This window comes from Pseudolactococcus piscium, assembly GCF_002441695.1.
GTDB lineage: Bacteria > Bacillota > Bacilli > Lactobacillales > Streptococcaceae > Pseudolactococcus > Pseudolactococcus piscium.
On record NZ_JXJW01000001.1, the window covers coordinates 86,666 to 104,142 of the forward strand.

Here is a 17,477-nt window from a genome sequence, read left to right on the forward strand (position 1 = left end):
ACTTAGAAGACGTCTTCTAAAAAATCATATGCCAATTAAATAGGAGAAAATTATGTCATTCTTAACTTCATTAGCAAATCGTCGTTCAATCTATGCACTGGGTAAAGCCGTCGATCTTGAAAAAGCAACAGCAACCATTAAAGAGGCAGTTAGACAATCACCATCAGCATTTAATAGTCAGACATCACGTGTCTTGATTTTGACAGGTGAAGCACATGATAACTTATGGCATAATATTGTTGCTAAAGATTTAAAAGCTGAAATGGACCGTCAAGGTGTACCAGAATCAGTCTGGTCAGGCACACAAGAAAAACTCGATGGATTTGCAGCCGCAGGCCTGACAGCACTCTTCTTTGAAGATACAGCTGTTGTCAAAAATCTACAAGAGCAATTCCCACTTTATGCTGATAATTTCCCAGTTTGGTCTGAACAATCGACTGGTATCGCATCAGTTAATGCTTGGACTGCCTTGAGTGAACTGGGCTTGGGTGCTAATTTACAGCATTACAATCCAGTAATTAATGACACAGTCGCTAAAACCTATGATATCCCTGAATCTTGGGACTTGCGTGGTCAATTAGTCGTAGGATCACCTGAGGCAGACGTATCAGCTAAAGCATTTATGGCTGATGAAGATCGTTTCAAAGTATTTGGCTTATAAAAAGCTTAAAGCATTCACATATTCAGAAATAAGCGTAAAAAGCTACTCACATCTAGACTGATGTGAGTAGCTTTTTTATAGGGTTAGCTGAAAATAACTAGTTGTTAAGGACTAGACATGCCCATAGAAGAAGGTTTTGACGGTATGAAAAATGGTTTCATTTCCGACGAAGTAAATCGTATCCCCTTTTTCTAAAATAGCATAGGGACCGGGAGACATGACGAGTTCATCATGATGGAGGATGGCAACAATCGTAGCACCGGTTGTCTGCCACAGATTTAACTGTCCGATAGATTTAAATAGATGTTCAGAGTCATCAGCAAGCAGCAACTCAAAAGGTGCAAATGGGCTTTTCTTTTGGACACGTGCAGTCTGTTCAAATAAGGTCGTGAGCGACTCAGATAGATTATCGATAGAAGTTTTCTGTATGGTTAGAATATTATCAATCTGGGCGTGAAGTGCCTGGATATTTGTTGTCTCCTGCGCTTGATTTAAGAAATTTTTCGCTTTTTCTTGCGATAAAATTTCGACACCAGATCCATGAACGACTTTGACGATAGCTAAGTCACTTAGAATACTGATGGCCTTACGTGCGGTTTCCGATGAGACACCAAACTGAGCAGAAAGTGTCGATCGGGCATGAAGTTTACTCCCTATCGGATAGTCACTCTCCACAATTTTTTCAGCAATGGCATAGGCGATTTGGCGGTAACGGGGTTCTCTTATAGCTTTCATATGATGCGGTCTTTCTAGAAAATATAGCTGAACGACGTGACTAATCCTTTATTTTTTTAAAGGAATTTGTCACATCATTTCTTTGCTTATATCATTATAAACTAATTCACTTTATTTGGATATAGACACTAGTTATGATGATAAACATAACGTTGATAAATAATCGGTTAGCGTTAGTTAAGTTTAAAATGTGAGCTTATGGGTTGACAAAGTGACAATTTGTGTGTAAAATCTAAATTGTCACTTGATGACACCCTAACTTTTAGATGGGGTTGTCACTTGTATAATCATTTTATCATAATAAAGGTACAAAAAGGAGGAAATTATGCCAAAGGTTGAAATAAAACAGCTAACTAAAATATTTGGGAAGAAACGTAAAGCAGCATTAGAGTTAGTCAAACAAAACATGAACAAAGATGAGATATTGAAGAAAACAGGTAGCACTGTAGGGGTCTACGATATTAATCTTGAAATCAATGATGGTGAGATATTCGTTATCATGGGGCTATCTGGTTCTGGTAAGTCTACCTTAATCAGATTGCTGAACCGCTTGTCGGAGCCAACTGCTGGACAGTTGATTATTGACGGACAAGATATCACTAAATTGAACAAAAAAGAGTTACTAGATATCAGACGTCGTAAGATGTCGATGGTCTTCCAAAACTTTGCCTTGTTTCCACATCGGACGATTTTGGAGAATACTGAGTATGGCTTAGAAGTTCAAGATGTACCAAAAGACGAACGTCGCAAGCGTGCCGAAAAGGCCCTTGATAATGCTAAATTACTCGCCTTTAAAGACCAGTATCCAGATCAACTATCTGGTGGGATGCAACAGCGTGTTGGGTTAGCTAGAGCATTGACAAATGATCCTGATATCTTACTCATGGATGAGGCCTTTTCAGCCCTTGACCCCATGGTGCGAAGAGAAATGCAAGATGAGCTCTTAGATTTGCAAGCAACTGTTCAAAAGACGATTATCTTTATCACCCATGACTTAGATGAAGCCCTTAGAATTGGTGATCGTATCGCGATCATGAAAGATGGTAAGTTAGTCCAAGTCGGAACTGGTGAGGAAATCTTGACTAATCCTGAAAATGACTATGTTAGAACCTTTACTGAAGGTGTAGACCGAGCTAAGGTACTAGTTGCTGAAAATATTATGATTCCGGCATTTACAACAAATATAGTCGTTGATGGTCCAACAGTGGCCCTGCGTCGGATGCAAGAAGAAGAAGTATCCGGATTGGTTGCCATTGATAGAAATAGACAATTTCAGGGGTATCTTTCAGCAGATGCAGCAGTTCGTGCGCGTAAAGAAAAATTACCGTTATCAGATGTTATCGCTGAGATGCCTCAAATTACGTCAGACACACTGATTTCAGATATTTTACCAATCATTTATGATGCGACAACACCAGTTGCCGTTGTTGATGATGGTCGGCTACGTGGTGTTGTCATCAGAGGTCTCGTGCTTGAAGCGTTAGCAGATGTTGATGATACTGATGAAGTGCCTGAAACAGATAAAACAGACAAGACAGCTGATATGATAGCAGTCGAAACGGAGGAAGTATAACATGTTTAACCTACTCACAAGCCAATTACCGATTAGTAATTGGGCATCTAATTGTGTTGATTGGCTGACGGAACACTTTGCAGGGTTCTTTAATTTGATCCAACAAGGTGGGAATGCCTTGATGGACGCGATGACCAATGGTCTCGTTGCCATCCCGATGTTTCTCGTAATTGCCGGTTTATTTGTCATTGCTGTCGCAACGTCACCTAAAAAATGGGGCTTTCCTATTTTTACCTTACTTGGCTTACTATTAATTGCTAACCAAGGGCTATGGGAAGATTTGATGAGCACGATGACGCTTGTTATCATGTCAGCCTTAATTTCACTGATCATTGGGGTACCACTTGGTATCTTGATGGCTAAGTCTGATCGGACACAAGCGATTGTACAACCGATATTAGACTTTATGCAAACAATGCCCGGATTTGTTTATTTGATTCCAGCAGTCGCCTTTTTCGGTATCGGTGTTGTACCAGGGGTATTTGCCTCTATCATATTTGCCTTACCACCAGTTGTTAGGATGACAAATCTTGGGATTCGCCAAGTGTCTACTTCTTTAGTAGAGGCAGCAGACTCATTTGGCTCTACAACATGGCAAAAATTAATTAAACTTGAGTTACCTAGTGCCAAAAATACTATTTTGGCAGGTGCTAATCAAACAATCATGTTGGCCTTATCTATGGTTGTCACAGCAAGTATGATCGGTGCACCAGGACTTGGTCGAGGTGTCTTATCTGCCGTGCAACATGCGGATGTTGGTGCAGGCTTCGTAAATGGTATTGCGCTCGTTATCTTAGCCATTATCATTGACCGTTTTGCCCAAAAGCTCAACACGAAACCTGGTCAAAAATCAGCAGGTAATAAAACCAGACGTTGGTTAGTTCTTATTAGTTTACTTGTCATGATTGGTGGCGGTATCGTTAACTCATTTTCGCAGGCTACTGAAAGTAACAAAAAAATTAGTTTAGGCTATGTACAATGGGACTCAGAAGTCGCGAGTACAACTGTCTTAGGTCAAGCCTTAAAAGCCCACGGCTATAATGTCACCTTGACACCATTAGATAATGCTGTACTGTGGCAATCAGTGGCAAATAAACAGGTAGATGCCTCTTTATCAGCATGGTTACCCAATACACATGGGGCGCTGTTGAAAAAATATCAGGATAAGCTGACTGTAGTAGGCACCAACTTGACCGGTGTTAAGACGGGTCTTGTGGTACCAGATTATATGTCAGTTAACGCTATCTCTGACTTGACAGACCAAGCTAATAAAACCATAACAGGGATCGAACCTGGTGCAGGTATTATGGCAACGACAGCTGATATGATGAAAGTCTATCCAAATTTGAAGGACTGGAACCTACAAGTATCCTCTAGTGGTGCCATGGTATCTGCCCTTGATAAAGCCTATAGAAACAAAGAAGATATCGTGCTGACTGGTTGGTCACCACACTGGATGTTTAGTAAGTATAAACTTAAGTATTTAGAAGATCCTCAAAAGGTGATGGGAGAAAAAGAAGCGATTAAAACGATTGCTCGCAAAAACTTGAAGTCAGATGATCCTGATACGTATAAGATTTTAGAGAAATTTAAGTGGACATCAGATGATATGGAAGGTGTTATGCTAGATATACAAGCTGGTATGAAGCCAACTGATGCAGCTGATAAGTGGATCAAGGCCAATCAAAAAACAGTTGATAGCTGGTTCAAAAATTAATCAAGCACTATAAGCTGACGAAAGTCGGCTTTTTTTTGTTATCTTTTTTTATAGTTTAGGGTGGGCTAAATTAAAACCTGTTTTTAGACTTTACATAGAGATAGCCATATAAGGTATGTCGTATCAGTAATTAAAATAAAAGGTTGTAAGTTTAGCACTAGCTAATTATTTCAGGGATAATAGTCAGATTAGCTTGACAAAAAGTTTAGCAGGTGCTAAACTATGGTATATAAATGATTAGAAAGTATAGCATGGACGAATTTTCAAAAACAGAACAAGATTATTTAAAAGCGATTTATCAGTTGCAGGATAAGACAAAAGGCTTGGTTGGTATCACTGATATTGCAAACTACCTCAAGGTTGCAGCACCAAGTGCGACTGAAATGATTAAGCGCTTGGCTAAAAAAGAGTTAGTAGAGCACAAAAAATATTATGGTGTGTCTTTAAAACCTAAAGGCTATCAAGAAGCAAGGTTTATTCTTAAATCTCACCGGGTTTGGGAAACTTTTTTGGTTGAGCAAGCTGGTTATCAGATAGACGAGGTACATGAAGAAGCAGAAAATTTAGAGCATGCCTCATCTAAAAGACTCGTTGAGCGTTTATATACCCTCATGAATTTTCCAAAGACTGATCCTCATGGATCAGAAATTCCATCGGAACGCTTCTGGAAAGGCGAATTAATCACACTTGATTTAAGTCAAGCCAAGCTTGAGCATCGCTATGAAGTCGTCGCTATTGCTGAAGAAGTTGTCTCATTCTTAAGTCAACTCGCGGTCGAACAGCCTAAATTTATTACGGTTGTATCACATTTAGCTGATGCATCAGTTATCGTCAAGACAGATGATGGGATGCGGTTTGTCATTCCGAGTTTTCAAAAAAACAGTTGGCAATTAGCCTATTATAGTAATTAGATGTCCTAGGGCAGCTATACCTGGTTTGTATCTCACATGTTTAGAGAACCTATAGGATTAGATTAGGTAAACTCAATTTGCAAAAATACAAAATGCGTTAAAAGGTAGCAAAATCAGATAAGGAGAATCATGAAGAAGCATAAGAAGTTTATCGCCTATGCTAATGGGCCAAGTTTAGCTGAAATAAATGGGACGGTAGACATCCCCAAAAGTAATAGCTTTTGGAAAAATATTATAGCTTTCTCAGGGCCAGGCGCCTTGGTAGCAGTAGGCTATATGGATCCGGGTAACTGGATTACCTCGATTGGTGGTGGGGCTAAATATGGCTATCTTCTTTTATCAGTTGTCTTAATTTCAAGTTTGATCGCCATGTTATTACAGTATATGGCATCAAAACTAGGAATTGTAACTGGCATGGATTTGGCCCAAGCAACGCGGCAACATACTGGAAAAAAACTTGGCTTTGTCCTTTGGGTGATTACGGAGTTTGCGATTATGGCGACAGATATCGCAGAAGTCGGTGGTGGGGCGATTGCCTTGAACTTATTGTTTGGTCTACCGATTATCTGGGGGGTTATCCTGACGGTATTTGACGTCTTACTCTTATTATTTTTGATGAAATTAGGCTTTCGTAAAATCGAAGCGATTGTCATCACCCTAATTACAGTGATCATGGTCGTCTTTATTTATGAAGTAGCGATTTCAAATCCAGCACTTGCAGAACTAGCTAAAGGCTTTGTGCCACAAAAACAAATTTTAAATAGAGGGCAGTTAACCATGGCGCTGGGGATTGTTGGTGCGACTGTTATGCCACATAATCTCTATCTGCACTCCTCTATCGCCCAGTCACGTAACTATAATCGTCAAGATGAAGATGATGTGGCGCGTGCTGTTCGTTTCTCGACTTGGGATTCAAATATTCAATTAACGATTGCCTTTATCATCAATACCCTACTCCTCGTTTTAGGAGCGGCCATGTTCTTTGGTCGTGGTGAAGGCTTAGGCACCTTTACGTCTTTGTATAATGCCTTACAAGATAATAAATTAGCAGGTGCAGTTGCAAGTCCGCTCCTTTCCACCTTATTTGCAGTCGCGCTTCTAGCATCAGGTCAAAACTCAACGATTACAGGGACGCTTTCAGGTCAAATCGTGATGGAAGGCTTTATTAATCTGAAGATACCAACATGGGCACGTCGCTTGATCACACGTGTGATTTCTGTGATCCCTGTCTTAATCGCGGCCATCTATTATCATGGTAGTGAAGGTGGTTTGGATGATTTGATGGTCAAATCTCAAGTATTCCTATCCATCGCCCTTCCTGTTTCGATGATTCCACTCGTTTATTTCACCTCTAGTGAGAAAATAATGGGCAAACGGTTTAAAAATAAAAAAATCATCGCTGGTTTAGGGTGGTTTGCAGCTATTTCTTTAACCATCCTAAATATTAAGCTGATTATCGATATGTTCTAGAAAGGTAGTGAATGTTTAAAATAGATAAATTGACCGTCGCATATCAAGGCGAGCTGATTTTGAATCAGCTGTCTATTACCTTTCAAAAAGGGAAAATTACGGGTATCATTGGGCCAAATGGTGCTGGTAAATCAACCTTGATAAAAGGGGCACTTGGTCTAATTCCCACTAAAAGTGGGCTAGCCTCTCTAGATGGTAAACCGCTAAACAAACTCAAAGATAAGATTGCCTATGTTGAGCAGCGTGCTGCTGTTGATTTAACCTTTCCAATCAGTGTGTTTGACGTCGTATTGACAGGTACCTATCCTAAGCTAGGGCTCTTCAAAAGTCCAGGGGTGGCTGAGAAACAAGCGACACTCGCTGCGCTTGAGCAAGTGGACTTGCTTGCCTTTAAAGACCGGCAGATTGGCAGCTTATCAGGTGGTCAATTACAGCGTATTTTTGTTGCGCGTGCCATCGTACAAGATGCGGAGGTTGTCATCTTAGATGAACCTTTTGTCGGCATCGATATGGCCAGTGAGCAAAGCATTATGTCGATTTTAAAAAGATGGTGTGCTAAAGGTAAGACGATCATCGTGGTTAATCATGATTTGAACAAGGTCACGCAGTATTTTGATGATCTGATTATCATGAACCGTGGTATCGTGGCGAATGGTCCAGTAGGTGTGACTTATACTAAGGCAAATATCCAAAAGGCCTTTAGTTCGGATTTTGGTGATCTCTTATTTGAAAAGGATGATCGTCAAATGCAAGAGGGAGGCCGCCCATGACGAGTATTAGCCAATTTATTTCGGCTTTGTCCCAATATAATTTCCTACAAACTGCCTTGATTACGGCTATATTAGTCGGGGTCATGAGCGGTATTATTGGTAGCTTCATCATTTTAAGAGGCATGTCTCTGATGGGAGATGCCATATCACATGCTGTCTTACCAGGTGTGGCGGTTGCCTATATGCTAGGGATCAACCTGCTTTTCGGTGCATCGGTCTTTGGTATCTTAGCCGCTATGCTCATTGGGTATGTGGCTAGCCATAGTAAACTTAAAAGTGATACAGCGATTGGCATCGTTTTTAGTGCCTTCTATGCACTAGGCTTTATCTTGATTTCCCTGGCAGAAAGCACAACAAACTTACACCATATTTTATTTGGTAATGTCTTAGCTGTCAGTGATGCAGATTTGATCACGACCACCTGTGTGTTGATTGTCGTCATCTTATTTATCGTCTTATTTTATAAAGAATTGTTGATCACGTCGTTTGATACGACCTTTGCACAGACTTATGGCTTGAAAACACAAGCCATCCACTATGCCTTGATGCTGATGCTGACTTTAGTAACGGTGTCTTCGCTGCAAACAGTTGGGATAATCCTTGTTGTTGCCATGCTCATCACGCCAGCAGCTACTGCCTTTTTATGGACAGATAAATTACACATTATGCTGGTTTATTCTGGTGTATTTGGCGCTATTGCTGCGCTTGTCGGTTTGTTTATCAGCTACACTTTTAACCTAGCATCGGGACCAGCTATCGTCCTTGTCGCAGCCATCCTGTTTGGTTTTTCATTTTTAGTGTCACCTAAGCAAGGCATCTTGTTTAAAGTGAACCTGTCAAATCATCATTAAGATTAGAAAAAGAGGACTGGATGTTAAAAAAACTCATCATGACCCTTGTCCCGCTTTCGCTTCTCTTGGCTGGCGTACTCTATTTTACAAGTCATCGGGAGGTAGCCAAGCAAGCAACTGGCAACAAGTTAAGGGTTGTCACGACCAATTCGATTTTAGAGGATATGGTTAGGCAGGTTGCAGGAGATAAGGTGTCACTTCACAGTATCGTAAGTCGGGGTGTTGACCCGCATGAATATGACCCAAAACCTGCTGATATTTCAGCAGCAACACAAGCTGATGTTCTCTTTCATAATGGCTTAAACCTAGAGACAGGTGGTAGCGGTTGGTTCACAAAATTAATCAAAACAGCGCATAAAACCGAAGGGGAGCAGGTTTTTACAGCAAGTCAGGCCGTCACACCGATGTATCTGAGCACCAATACCTCAGAAACCGATCCACATGCCTGGCTTGATTTGGGCAATGGGATTAAGTATGTTCTGACCATAACTGAGGTGTTAAAAAGCAAGGACCCTAAGCATGAAGCCTACTATCAAAAACGCTCAGATGCCTATGTCAAAAAGCTTGAAACATTAGATGCGACTGCTAAAGAAAAATTCTTAGATATCCCAGAAAAACAACGACTACTCGTCACATCAGAAGGGGCATTTAAATACTTTTCGCAAGCCTATCATGTGACACCAGCCTATATTTGGGAGATCAATACAGAATCGCAAGGCACACCCGAACAACTTTCCCAAGTCCTTAAAAAAATTAAGACATCTGATGTAAAAGGTCTTTTTGTTGAAACATCAGTCTCAAAAAAATCAATGACCCAGGTCGCTAAGGAAACTGGCTTAACGATTAAATCAACTATTTTTACAGACTCTCTTGCTAAGCAGGGTGAGCCTGGTGATACTTACTATGATATGATGCAATGGAACCTGGATAAGATTTATCAGGGACTTAAAGGAGAATAGGCTTAAAATGGTTTTGACAAATATCAAATAAAGCATTATAATGAATAACATAAAGACACGTTAATATCGGATGATTTTTGAACAAGCGAGCAGTGGATGGTGAGAGCACTGTAAAATCGAGATATCAATACTACTTTATCTAAAATTGATTTTGAAAAATATCACGTTTGGCTACGTTACAGCTGGAGAGATGTCCGCCTTTTAGGTCGGATAAATTCAGGTGGTACCACGTGTTTAACGTCCTGTGTTCATAATGAACATAGGGCTTTTTTTGATTAAAAAAGGAGAAATTAGCATGATTAACATTACATTCCCAGATGGCGCTGTTAAAGCCTTTGACAGTGGCGTAACGACTGTTGAGGTTGCCGCATCAATCAGCAAGTCTTTATCTAAAAAGGCGCTTGCCGGTAAATTTAACGGTATACTGATCGATACAACACGCGAGATTACTGAAGATGGTACGATTGAAATCGTCACTGCTGATCATGAAGATGCCTTGCCATTATTACGTCATTCAGCTGCCCATCTATTTGCCCAGGCGGCACGTCGTCTATTCCCAGATATTAAACTTGGTGTAGGCCCATCTATTCAAGATGGCTTCTATTATGATACCGATAATGCTGCTGGTCAGATTTCAAATGATGACCTACCACGTCTTGAAGAAGAGATGATGAAAATCGTCAAAGAAAATCTACCTTCGATTCGTCGTGAAGTGAGTAAAGCCGAAGCGCAAGATATTTTTGCTAGTGATCCTTACAAACTAGAACTCATCGAAGAGCATAATGAAGATGAAGGTGGCTTGACGATTTATAGTCAAGGAGAATATACTGACCTATGTCGTGGGCCTCATGTGCCAACAACAGGCCGGATTCAAATTTTCAAATTGCTAAATGTTGCGGGCGCTTATTGGCGTGGTAATAGTGATAATGCGATGATGCAACGTATTTATGGGACAGCTTGGTTTGATAAAAAAGACCTCAAAGCCTATTTAACAATGCGTGAAGAAGCCAAAGAACGTGACCACCGTAAACTTGGTCGTGAACTGGATCTCTTCATGGTAAATCCTGAAGTCGGCTCTGGCCTACCATTTTGGTTGCCAAATGGGGCAACCATTCGCCGGACTATCGAGCGTTATATCGTTGATAAAGAAATCGCGCGCGGTTACCAACATGTTTATACACCAATCATGGCAAGTGTTGAGTTTTATAAAACTTCTGGTCACTGGGATCACTATCATGAGGATATGTTCCCGCCAATGGATATGGGTGAAGGTGAGCAACTTGTCTTACGTCCGATGAACTGCCCACATCATATCGAAGTTTACAAAAACGATGTGCATTCTTATCGTGAATTACCGATCAGAATAGCTGAGCTTGGTATGATGCACCGTTATGAAAAATCAGGTGCCCTTTCAGGTCTTCAACGTGTCCGTGAAATGACACTTAATGATGGTCACATTTTTGTTCGTCCTGATCAAATCAAAGATGAGTTCAAGCGTGCTTTACAGTTGATGACAGATGTTTATGAAGACTTTAATGTCACTGATTATCGTTTCCGTCTCAGCTACCGTGATCCTAAAGATACTGAAAAGTACTTTGACAACGATGAGATGTGGGATAATGCCCAAATCATGCTTAAAGCAGCGATGGATGAACTGGAACTGGACTATTTTGAAGCAGAAGGCGAAGCAGCTTTCTACGGACCAAAACTAGATGTTCAAGTTAAAACAGCACTGGGGAATGAAGAAACACTGTCAACAATTCAGTTGGACTTCTTATTACCAGAACGCTTTGAATTAGAATACGTTGGTGCTGATGGCGAAGGTCACCGTCCTGTTATGGTTCACCGTGGTATCGTCTCTACGATGGAGCGATTTGTTGCCTACTTGACTGAAGTCTATAAAGGCGCCTTCCCAACTTGGCTTGCCCCAACACAAGTGACAGTCATCCCTGTATCAAATGATGTCCATGTTGATTACGCTTGGCAAGTTGCTGATGCCCTTAAAAATGCAGGCATCCGTGTTAATGTCGATGAGCGAAATGAAAAAATGCAATATAAAATTCGCCAATCGCAAACCAATAAAATTCCTTACCAAATTATTGTTGGGGATAAAGAACAAGCTGACAACTCTGTCAATGTTCGCCGTTATGGTAGCAAGGCAACGCAAGAAGCAAGTTTGACAGCATTTGTAGCCGCTATCTTAAAAGATGTCGCTAATTACTCACGCGTCGCTAAATAAGCGAGCACTATAAAAAAGACAAGGGTCGTGTTATGATACGAACCCCAGAATATAGACTTTCCGATAGGAAGGTCTTTTCTAATGGTAAAATAGTCATTTGATTTGACGCTAAAAGTAGTACGGGGACTAGGTAGTCATCCATAAAATATGGTCTATTCACCTCCTTTCAATCTACAAAAAATGAGTAAACTCATACGTTAAGTAAGTGATGTTGGACGACAAGCTTGACAATATAAAAAATCTAACCTATAATTAAAGTATAAAAAAGAGAACGTGCTGTTACACGTTCTCTCTGTAGAACCGTTTAAGACGGTAGCTCATTTATAAACTATAGCAATAGCCTGTTCAACTCGCCAAAGTTAAAGACAGGTTATTTTTTGTTCTTGTCATTAAGTTTTAAGACTAGAATTGCAAAAGCAATCATTAGGCTTAACGCCTGATAAACTGACAAATGGGCATCTCTTCTCCATAGATTTTGATGTTTACTTTCATAAGCATCACCACCTCTCAAAGATAGCCACTGTCTTAACTTTTCTACTTTTTAATTGTATCATAAGTTGCAACCTCATGACTTATGTCTCTTATTAATTGAAAAAAGGGTTGAAATTTCGCTCAGCACCGATCGTTGTTTGTGGGCCATGACCTGGAAAAACCTGATAGCTACTCGAAAGTGGGAAAAGTTGGGTTTGGATTGATGTTTTTAGCGTTTCTAAATCACCGGTATTTAGGTCAGTCCGGCCAATCGTCCCTGAGAACAGGGCATCTCCTGTGAAGACGACTTTTTCAGCTTCAAACACGAAAGAGACACCACCTTGTGAGTGACCGGGTGTCGCAAGGACAGTAAATGAAAAGCCAGATAAGTCATAAGGAGTATTGTTTTCAAAGGTATACTCCGCAGCATTGACGATGACATTTGGTAGATCCTTATCATGACGTGGCAAACCCGAAAGATTTAGGACAGGCGTATAGAGCCAGTCTGCTTCCATAGCGCTGATATAAACAGGTGCACCTGTTTCCTTGCGAACTGCTTCAACACTCATGATATGATCATAATGCGCATGTGTCAGCAAAATAGCCACGACAGGTGTACCAAGTTCACGAATGACTGTCAGAATTTGGTCCGTTTCACTGCCTGGATCGATGATGACCGTTGCTAGGTCATTGGTTAAAAAATAAGTATTTTCAGCAGCAATGCTGTTTCGAATCATTTGAATTTTCATAGCTTCATTATATCAGAAATTAAGAAATCTGGACACGAATAGCTAACTTATCAAGTGATTTAATGTATCTTAAATATCACAGGTTCTTAAAGTGGCCTTGCTTAATAGGATTAGATTGATAGCTAAATAGCTGATATTTTGTGCACTAAAAAAATATGCTAATCCAGAGGCAACTTGATAATATGTTATAATAGGGTAACTTATCTTTTACATAGAAATGACGATTATGACGACATATGCAGTAGTGGATTTAGAGGCGACTAGCGCTAGCCACACGAGTAAAATTATCCAAATTGGGATCGCAATAGTTGAAGATGGCAAGATTACAAAGACCTATCAGACTGATGTGAACCCCCATGAGGCATTAGACTTTCATATTACAGCTTTAACAGGAATTACCACCGCACAGGTAGAACGTGCGCCAGATTTCAGTGAGATTATGCCAGCAGTTGCCGATATATTACAGGACTGTATTTTTGTCGCGCATAATGTTAAGTTTGACTATAATTTATTAATACGCACATTTGAACAACATGGGGCTAGTTTAGACATGCCTAGGGTGGATACGATTGAGCTGGCAAGGGTTTTCTTTCCCAGTCTGAAAAAGTATGGCCTAGAGTCACTTTCGCATGTCTTGAATTTACAACATGATAGGCCGCATGAAGCACTATCAGATGCCTATGCAACGGCTAATTTGTTAATCAAGATGCAAGAAAAAATGGCAAATCTCCCTAAAAATGTCCTGTCTGAAATTCTGCATCATGCAAGCGATAATTTGGTCTATGAAACGCCTTGTGTGATTTCAGAACAGCTCAAAGTAGCCAATCGTAAGCATGCGGATATGCGGAAGGTCAATCATATTGCAACTTTGAAACCTTATTTTTCCGAAAATAAAAATCTAGTTAAGAAAAATTTTCGTGCTAATTTGAAGTTACTGAAGTTGGATGAGCGTACTAAGCAAAAGGCATTCGCTGAGATTATGCGTGAGCGATTAACAGATCCAGCAGCATCATTTATTGAAGCACCAACAGGTATTGGTAAAACGTATGCTTATTTACTAACCTTACTAGGTCAAGGCAAGCAAGTGATTGTTTCTGTCCCAACCAAGGTGCTACAAGACCAGTTGATGGAAGATTTGGCGCCGATTTTCAAGGCTAAATTCGGTGTCAACTTTGCCAAAATACTCGGAACGCGAAATTATATCTCTCTCGAAAAATTTAGCAAGCTACTCTATAAGTGTGATGATGGTAAAAATTTTGAAATCTTCAAGATGAAGATTTTGGTCTGGCTGACAGAAACCAAAACGGGCGAACTGGATGAGGTGAGTTCAACCATGACCAGTCACACCTATCTTGATAGTATTCGACACACAGGGGATGCTAGACAAGGGCAACTCCATTATGAACAAGATTTTTGGCAGTTAACCCAACAAAAATCAAAAAATGCACAAGTCATTGTCATCAATCATGCTTATTTGGCAGAACGAATCGTTGACCAAACAGAGATGTTTGAAAACAAAGTACTATTAGTTGACGAGGCGCAACAGTTGTTTTCTGTTTTAGAAAATGCCCAGCAAAAGTCTGTCAAAATTCTGGACGAACTTGTCAATGTCGTCTCACATACTTCCCAATTACGTAAACGGTTAGTAGAACGTTTGACTTATCAATTATCACTAAAGCAATTAGACATCGAAAAAATTAGGTTAGATGCCACAGAATTGGGCCTAGACGCCATTACAGATGTTCTGGCTAACCCGGACGATTTCATCTGGATGCAAGATCATGTGCTAAAGTCTAGTCCGACAGACTTCTTGAATTTTGCGGCCATGATTCCTAAAGCCACCAAAGTCTATTTGATTGGGGCGACGCTTGCCATGTCTGAAACAAAAGCAGTCTTTCCAGAATTACTTGGCTTTTCAGACTATACGTTTGATACAGTAGCCGCTGATAAAATCACCAACCAAAAGGTTTTTGTTGCAACAGACAGCCCGGATATTACGACGCTATCGCCACAAGGGTATGCCGAATTCTTATCTGAGAAGATACAGGAATTGAAAAGACTTGGCAAACCGATGCTCGTCTTATTTACCAGTCATGCAAGTTTAGCCTTGACTGCACAAGCTTTATCTGACGCTCATGTTAATTTTTTACATGCTGATGAGATAGGAGATGCCAGTCGCGTCAAGAAAAAATTTGATGAACAGCATAATGCCATTCTGCTAGGCAGTAAAAGATTTTGGGAGGGTGTCGACTTTGACAAGCAAGATGAGCTACTTCTCGTGATTACGAGATTACCATTTTCAGTCCCGGATGATATTTTGATTAGAAAGTATGCCAAACGGTTTAAAAATCCCTTCTATGATTTTTCAGTACCCCTAGCAACTTTGCAACTCAAACAAGCCTTTGGCCGTGTTAATAGACGCAAACAGCAGCAATCAACGGTGGTCATTTTTGATAAACGACTTGCTGGTAAAACCTATGCTAAGAAAATGGTTTCTAAACTAGGGCAAACATATGAGATTGATTTTTTAACATTTGACGAGATAATGGATCAAACAAACCCATTTTTAGGATAAGAAAGGACAGCGATGAAAAGAAAGCGATTAACGAAGACAAAACAGATTTGGATAGGTGTGCTACTGGTAATACTTGCCGTCCTCATCGGCATCCTATTCTTTTATACACAGGCTATGCGTCCCTTTACACAGGCAAAAGCAGATGCCATTAGTTTAGCTAAAGATAAAGCGTCAATCAAAAAAGCGACGTATTTTGATATGGTCACCACACAATCCACAACCTATAGTGTGATTGGATTGGATAAGCAGGATAAAAAGCTGGGTGTACTTATCCCTGAAAAAGTCGGTGAAATCACAGTCGTTGCCATGTCAGATAATAAGAGTAAGCTGAATGAAAAAACAGCTAAATTAGGCTTAAATAACGGTAATGTCGTTTGGGTGGCAGCAGACGGGTCATGTTATGACTTCAAAACAGGTGATCAGGTTAAAAAATAGTAGGATAACACTATAAGAACACTGACTTTTCAGTCAGTTTTTGATATAATTTTAAGTAATTACTATTTGTGACGTCTATTTTAACTGAATGAGGGAGAACACGAACAATGGTCTTATCGAACCTAGTCAACCAATTAGAAGAGTCAGTGACACTGGCAGCTTCTGCGCGTGCTAAAGTATTAAAAGCCCAAGGACGTGATATCCTGATGCTGACACTTGGCGAGCCTGATTTTAAGACGCCCGAAAATATTGCAGCAGCAGCGACGGCAGCTATCGCATCAGGTAAAACGAGCTTTTATACACAAGCTGGTGGCCTGCCAGAACTCAAAGCGGCAGTTAGCAGCTATTTTGAATCGTTTTATGGCTATGGGCTAGCACAAAATGAGGTGGTGGTGACAGTTGGTGCCAAATTTGCACTGTATGCCTTTTTTGCCAGTGTCTTAAATCAGGATGATGAAGTCATCATTCCGACACCTTATTGGGTAAGTTATGCCGACCAAGTCAAGATGGTCGGCGGTCGTCCAGTTTTTTCAGTTGGGACACAAGAAACAGATTTCAAAGTGACAGTAGACCAACTAAATGTCCTAAAAACGGACAAGACACGTGTCCTGCTCCTGAATTCACCGTCCAATCCGACTGGTATGATTTATACGGCAGCAGAATTGACTGAGATTGGAAATTGGGCGGTTGCGCATAATGTCTTGATTTTAGCAGATGATATTTACGGTCGTCTTGTCTATAACGGCAATGACTTTACGCCAATCTCGACATTATCTGACGCAATCAAGGCGCAAACGATTATTATTAATGGTGTCTCTAAAACGTATGCCATGACAGGCTGGCGGATAGGGTTTGCAGTTGGCAATCCTGAAATTATCGGTGCCATGAGTAAAATTGCTAGCCAAACGACCTCAAATCCTTCAGCAGTAGCCCAATATGCAGCAATTGAGGCCTTGACTGGTGATCAATCAACGGTTGAGACGATGCGACTTGCATTTGAAGAACGTCTAAATACGATCTTGCCACTGATTAATGAGGTGCCAGGATTTGAAGCAATCAAGCCACAAGGCGCATTTTATCTGTTTCCTAAAGTTGCCAAGGCGATGGAGATGAAGGGGTTTACAGATGTCACTGCCTTCTGTGATGACATTTTAGAGGAAACTGGTGTTGCCGTTGTCACAGGTGCAGGTTTTGGTGCACCTGAAAACTTGAGACTGAGTTATGCAACGGATATCGAGACCTTATTTGCAGCAGTTAAACGCCTCAAAGCTTACATGGAAAAATAAGGTAAGTTAAGCCTGCTACACGAGTATTAAAAAGTAACACGACTAAAGCGTTTGACCTGAGTCACGTGTCAACGA

14 protein-coding genes are annotated in these 17,477 nt (G+C 40.5%); 12 read left to right on the forward strand and 2 right to left on the reverse strand.

What is annotated here, in order from left to right; all coding sequences use genetic code 11:
• The first annotated feature begins 52 nt into the window (after nucleotides 1–52).
• Nucleotides 53–661, forward strand: a complete 609-nt coding sequence (locus RU86_RS00405; RefSeq protein ID WP_096813510.1) for a nitroreductase family protein — start codon at nucleotides 53–55, stop codon at nucleotides 659–661.
• Between the two features lie 111 nt (nucleotides 662–772).
• On the opposite strand, the gene RU86_RS00410 is transcribed toward RU86_RS00405, so the two are convergent.
• Entirely contained in the window at nucleotides 773–1,396 is a 624-nt protein-coding gene (locus RU86_RS00410; protein ID WP_047915061.1) for a GntR family transcriptional regulator, read from the reverse strand.
• A gap of 325 nt (nucleotides 1,397–1,721) precedes the next feature.
• Here RU86_RS00410 and RU86_RS00415 point away from each other — a divergent pair, with 325 nt between their 5' ends.
• The 8 genes from RU86_RS00415 (at nucleotide 1,722) to thrS (ending at nucleotide 11,886) form a co-directional block, all read left to right on the forward strand.
• Complete coding sequence (locus tag RU86_RS00415; protein WP_096813511.1) at nucleotides 1,722–2,969, forward strand: quaternary amine ABC transporter ATP-binding protein; 1,248 nt, start codon at nucleotides 1,722–1,724, stop codon at nucleotides 2,967–2,969.
• Nucleotide 2,970: 1 nt separating this feature from the next.
• Complete coding sequence (locus tag RU86_RS00420; RefSeq protein ID WP_096813512.1) at nucleotides 2,971–4,686, forward strand: ABC transporter permease/substrate binding protein; 1,716 nt, start codon at nucleotides 2,971–2,973, stop codon at nucleotides 4,684–4,686.
• 251 nt (nucleotides 4,687–4,937) lie between these two features.
• A complete protein-coding gene (locus RU86_RS00425) occupies nucleotides 4,938–5,597 on the forward strand; it encodes a metal-dependent transcriptional regulator (protein ID WP_096813513.1) in 660 nt (219 codons plus the stop codon).
• A gap of 129 nt (nucleotides 5,598–5,726) precedes the next feature.
• On the forward strand, nucleotides 5,727–7,067 hold the full coding sequence (locus RU86_RS00430; RefSeq protein ID WP_096813514.1) for an Nramp family divalent metal transporter: 1,341 nt from the start codon (nucleotides 5,727–5,729) through the stop codon (nucleotides 7,065–7,067).
• Between the two features lie 11 nt (nucleotides 7,068–7,078).
• On the forward strand, nucleotides 7,079–7,837 hold the full coding sequence (locus RU86_RS00435; RefSeq protein WP_096813515.1) for a metal ABC transporter ATP-binding protein: 759 nt from the start codon (nucleotides 7,079–7,081) through the stop codon (nucleotides 7,835–7,837).
• Complete coding sequence (locus RU86_RS00440; RefSeq protein ID WP_096813516.1) at nucleotides 7,834–8,688, forward strand: metal ABC transporter permease; 855 nt, start codon at nucleotides 7,834–7,836, stop codon at nucleotides 8,686–8,688. Before RU86_RS00435 ends, RU86_RS00440 begins: the two co-directional genes overlap by 4 nt.
• A gap of 20 nt (nucleotides 8,689–8,708) precedes the next feature.
• Complete coding sequence (locus RU86_RS00445) at nucleotides 8,709–9,647, forward strand: metal ABC transporter solute-binding protein, Zn/Mn family (RefSeq protein WP_096813517.1); 939 nt, start codon at nucleotides 8,709–8,711, stop codon at nucleotides 9,645–9,647.
• A 295-nt stretch (nucleotides 9,648–9,942) separates the two neighbouring features.
• Entirely contained in the window at nucleotides 9,943–11,886 is a 1,944-nt protein-coding gene (gene thrS, locus RU86_RS00450) for a threonine--tRNA ligase (RefSeq protein ID WP_096813518.1), read from the forward strand.
• A gap of 584 nt (nucleotides 11,887–12,470) precedes the next feature.
• Here thrS and RU86_RS00455 read toward each other — a convergent pair.
• The gene (locus tag RU86_RS00455; protein ID WP_096813519.1) at nucleotides 12,471–13,106 is read right to left on the reverse strand and encodes an MBL fold metallo-hydrolase; all 636 of its coding nucleotides are present in this window, start codon (nucleotides 13,104–13,106) and stop codon (nucleotides 12,471–12,473) included.
• A 226-nt stretch (nucleotides 13,107–13,332) separates the two neighbouring features.
• On the opposite strand from RU86_RS00455, the gene RU86_RS00460 reads away from it, so the two are divergent.
• From RU86_RS00460 to RU86_RS00470, 3 genes are all read left to right on the forward strand, one after another.
• Entirely contained in the window at nucleotides 13,333–15,681 is a 2,349-nt protein-coding gene (locus tag RU86_RS00460; protein WP_096813520.1) for a helicase C-terminal domain-containing protein, read from the forward strand.
• A 12-nt stretch (nucleotides 15,682–15,693) separates the two neighbouring features.
• Nucleotides 15,694–16,116, forward strand: a complete 423-nt coding sequence (locus RU86_RS00465; RefSeq protein ID WP_096813521.1) for a cell wall elongation regulator TseB-like domain-containing protein — start codon at nucleotides 15,694–15,696, stop codon at nucleotides 16,114–16,116.
• Between the two features lie 107 nt (nucleotides 16,117–16,223).
• Nucleotides 16,224–17,402, forward strand: coding sequence for a pyridoxal phosphate-dependent aminotransferase (locus tag RU86_RS00470; protein WP_096813522.1), 1,179 nt, complete (start codon nucleotides 16,224–16,226; stop codon nucleotides 17,400–17,402).
• Nucleotides 17,403–17,477 lie beyond the last annotated feature (75 nt).

What these genes read in the sequence shown, in the direction of transcription:
- RU86_RS00455 (WP_096813519.1), bottom strand. Translation starts at nt 13,106, where the DNA reads ATGAAAATTCAAATGATTCGAAACAGCATTGCTGCTGAAAATACTTAT.
- thrS (WP_096813518.1), top strand. Translation starts at nt 9,943, where the DNA reads ATGATTAACATTACATTCCCAGATGGCGCTGTTAAAGCCTTTGACAGT.
- RU86_RS00425 (WP_096813513.1), top strand. Translation starts at nt 4,938, where the DNA reads ATGGACGAATTTTCAAAAACAGAACAAGATTATTTAAAAGCGATTTAT.
- RU86_RS00405 (WP_096813510.1), top strand. Translation starts at nt 53, where the DNA reads ATGTCATTCTTAACTTCATTAGCAAATCGTCGTTCAATCTATGCACTG.
- RU86_RS00465 (WP_096813521.1), top strand. Translation starts at nt 15,694, where the DNA reads ATGAAAAGAAAGCGATTAACGAAGACAAAACAGATTTGGATAGGTGTG.
- RU86_RS00415 (WP_096813511.1), top strand. Translation starts at nt 1,722, where the DNA reads ATGCCAAAGGTTGAAATAAAACAGCTAACTAAAATATTTGGGAAGAAA.
- RU86_RS00460 (WP_096813520.1), top strand. Translation starts at nt 13,333, where the DNA reads ATGACGACATATGCAGTAGTGGATTTAGAGGCGACTAGCGCTAGCCAC.
- RU86_RS00440 (WP_096813516.1), top strand. Translation starts at nt 7,834, where the DNA reads ATGACGAGTATTAGCCAATTTATTTCGGCTTTGTCCCAATATAATTTC.
- RU86_RS00435 (WP_096813515.1), top strand. Translation starts at nt 7,079, where the DNA reads ATGTTTAAAATAGATAAATTGACCGTCGCATATCAAGGCGAGCTGATT.
- RU86_RS00470 (WP_096813522.1), top strand. Translation starts at nt 16,224, where the DNA reads ATGGTCTTATCGAACCTAGTCAACCAATTAGAAGAGTCAGTGACACTG.
- RU86_RS00420 (WP_096813512.1), top strand. Translation starts at nt 2,971, where the DNA reads ATGTTTAACCTACTCACAAGCCAATTACCGATTAGTAATTGGGCATCT.
- RU86_RS00410 (WP_047915061.1), bottom strand. Translation starts at nt 1,396, where the DNA reads ATGAAAGCTATAAGAGAACCCCGTTACCGCCAAATCGCCTATGCCATT.
- RU86_RS00445 (WP_096813517.1), top strand. Translation starts at nt 8,709, where the DNA reads ATGTTAAAAAAACTCATCATGACCCTTGTCCCGCTTTCGCTTCTCTTG.
- RU86_RS00430 (WP_096813514.1), top strand. Translation starts at nt 5,727, where the DNA reads ATGAAGAAGCATAAGAAGTTTATCGCCTATGCTAATGGGCCAAGTTTA.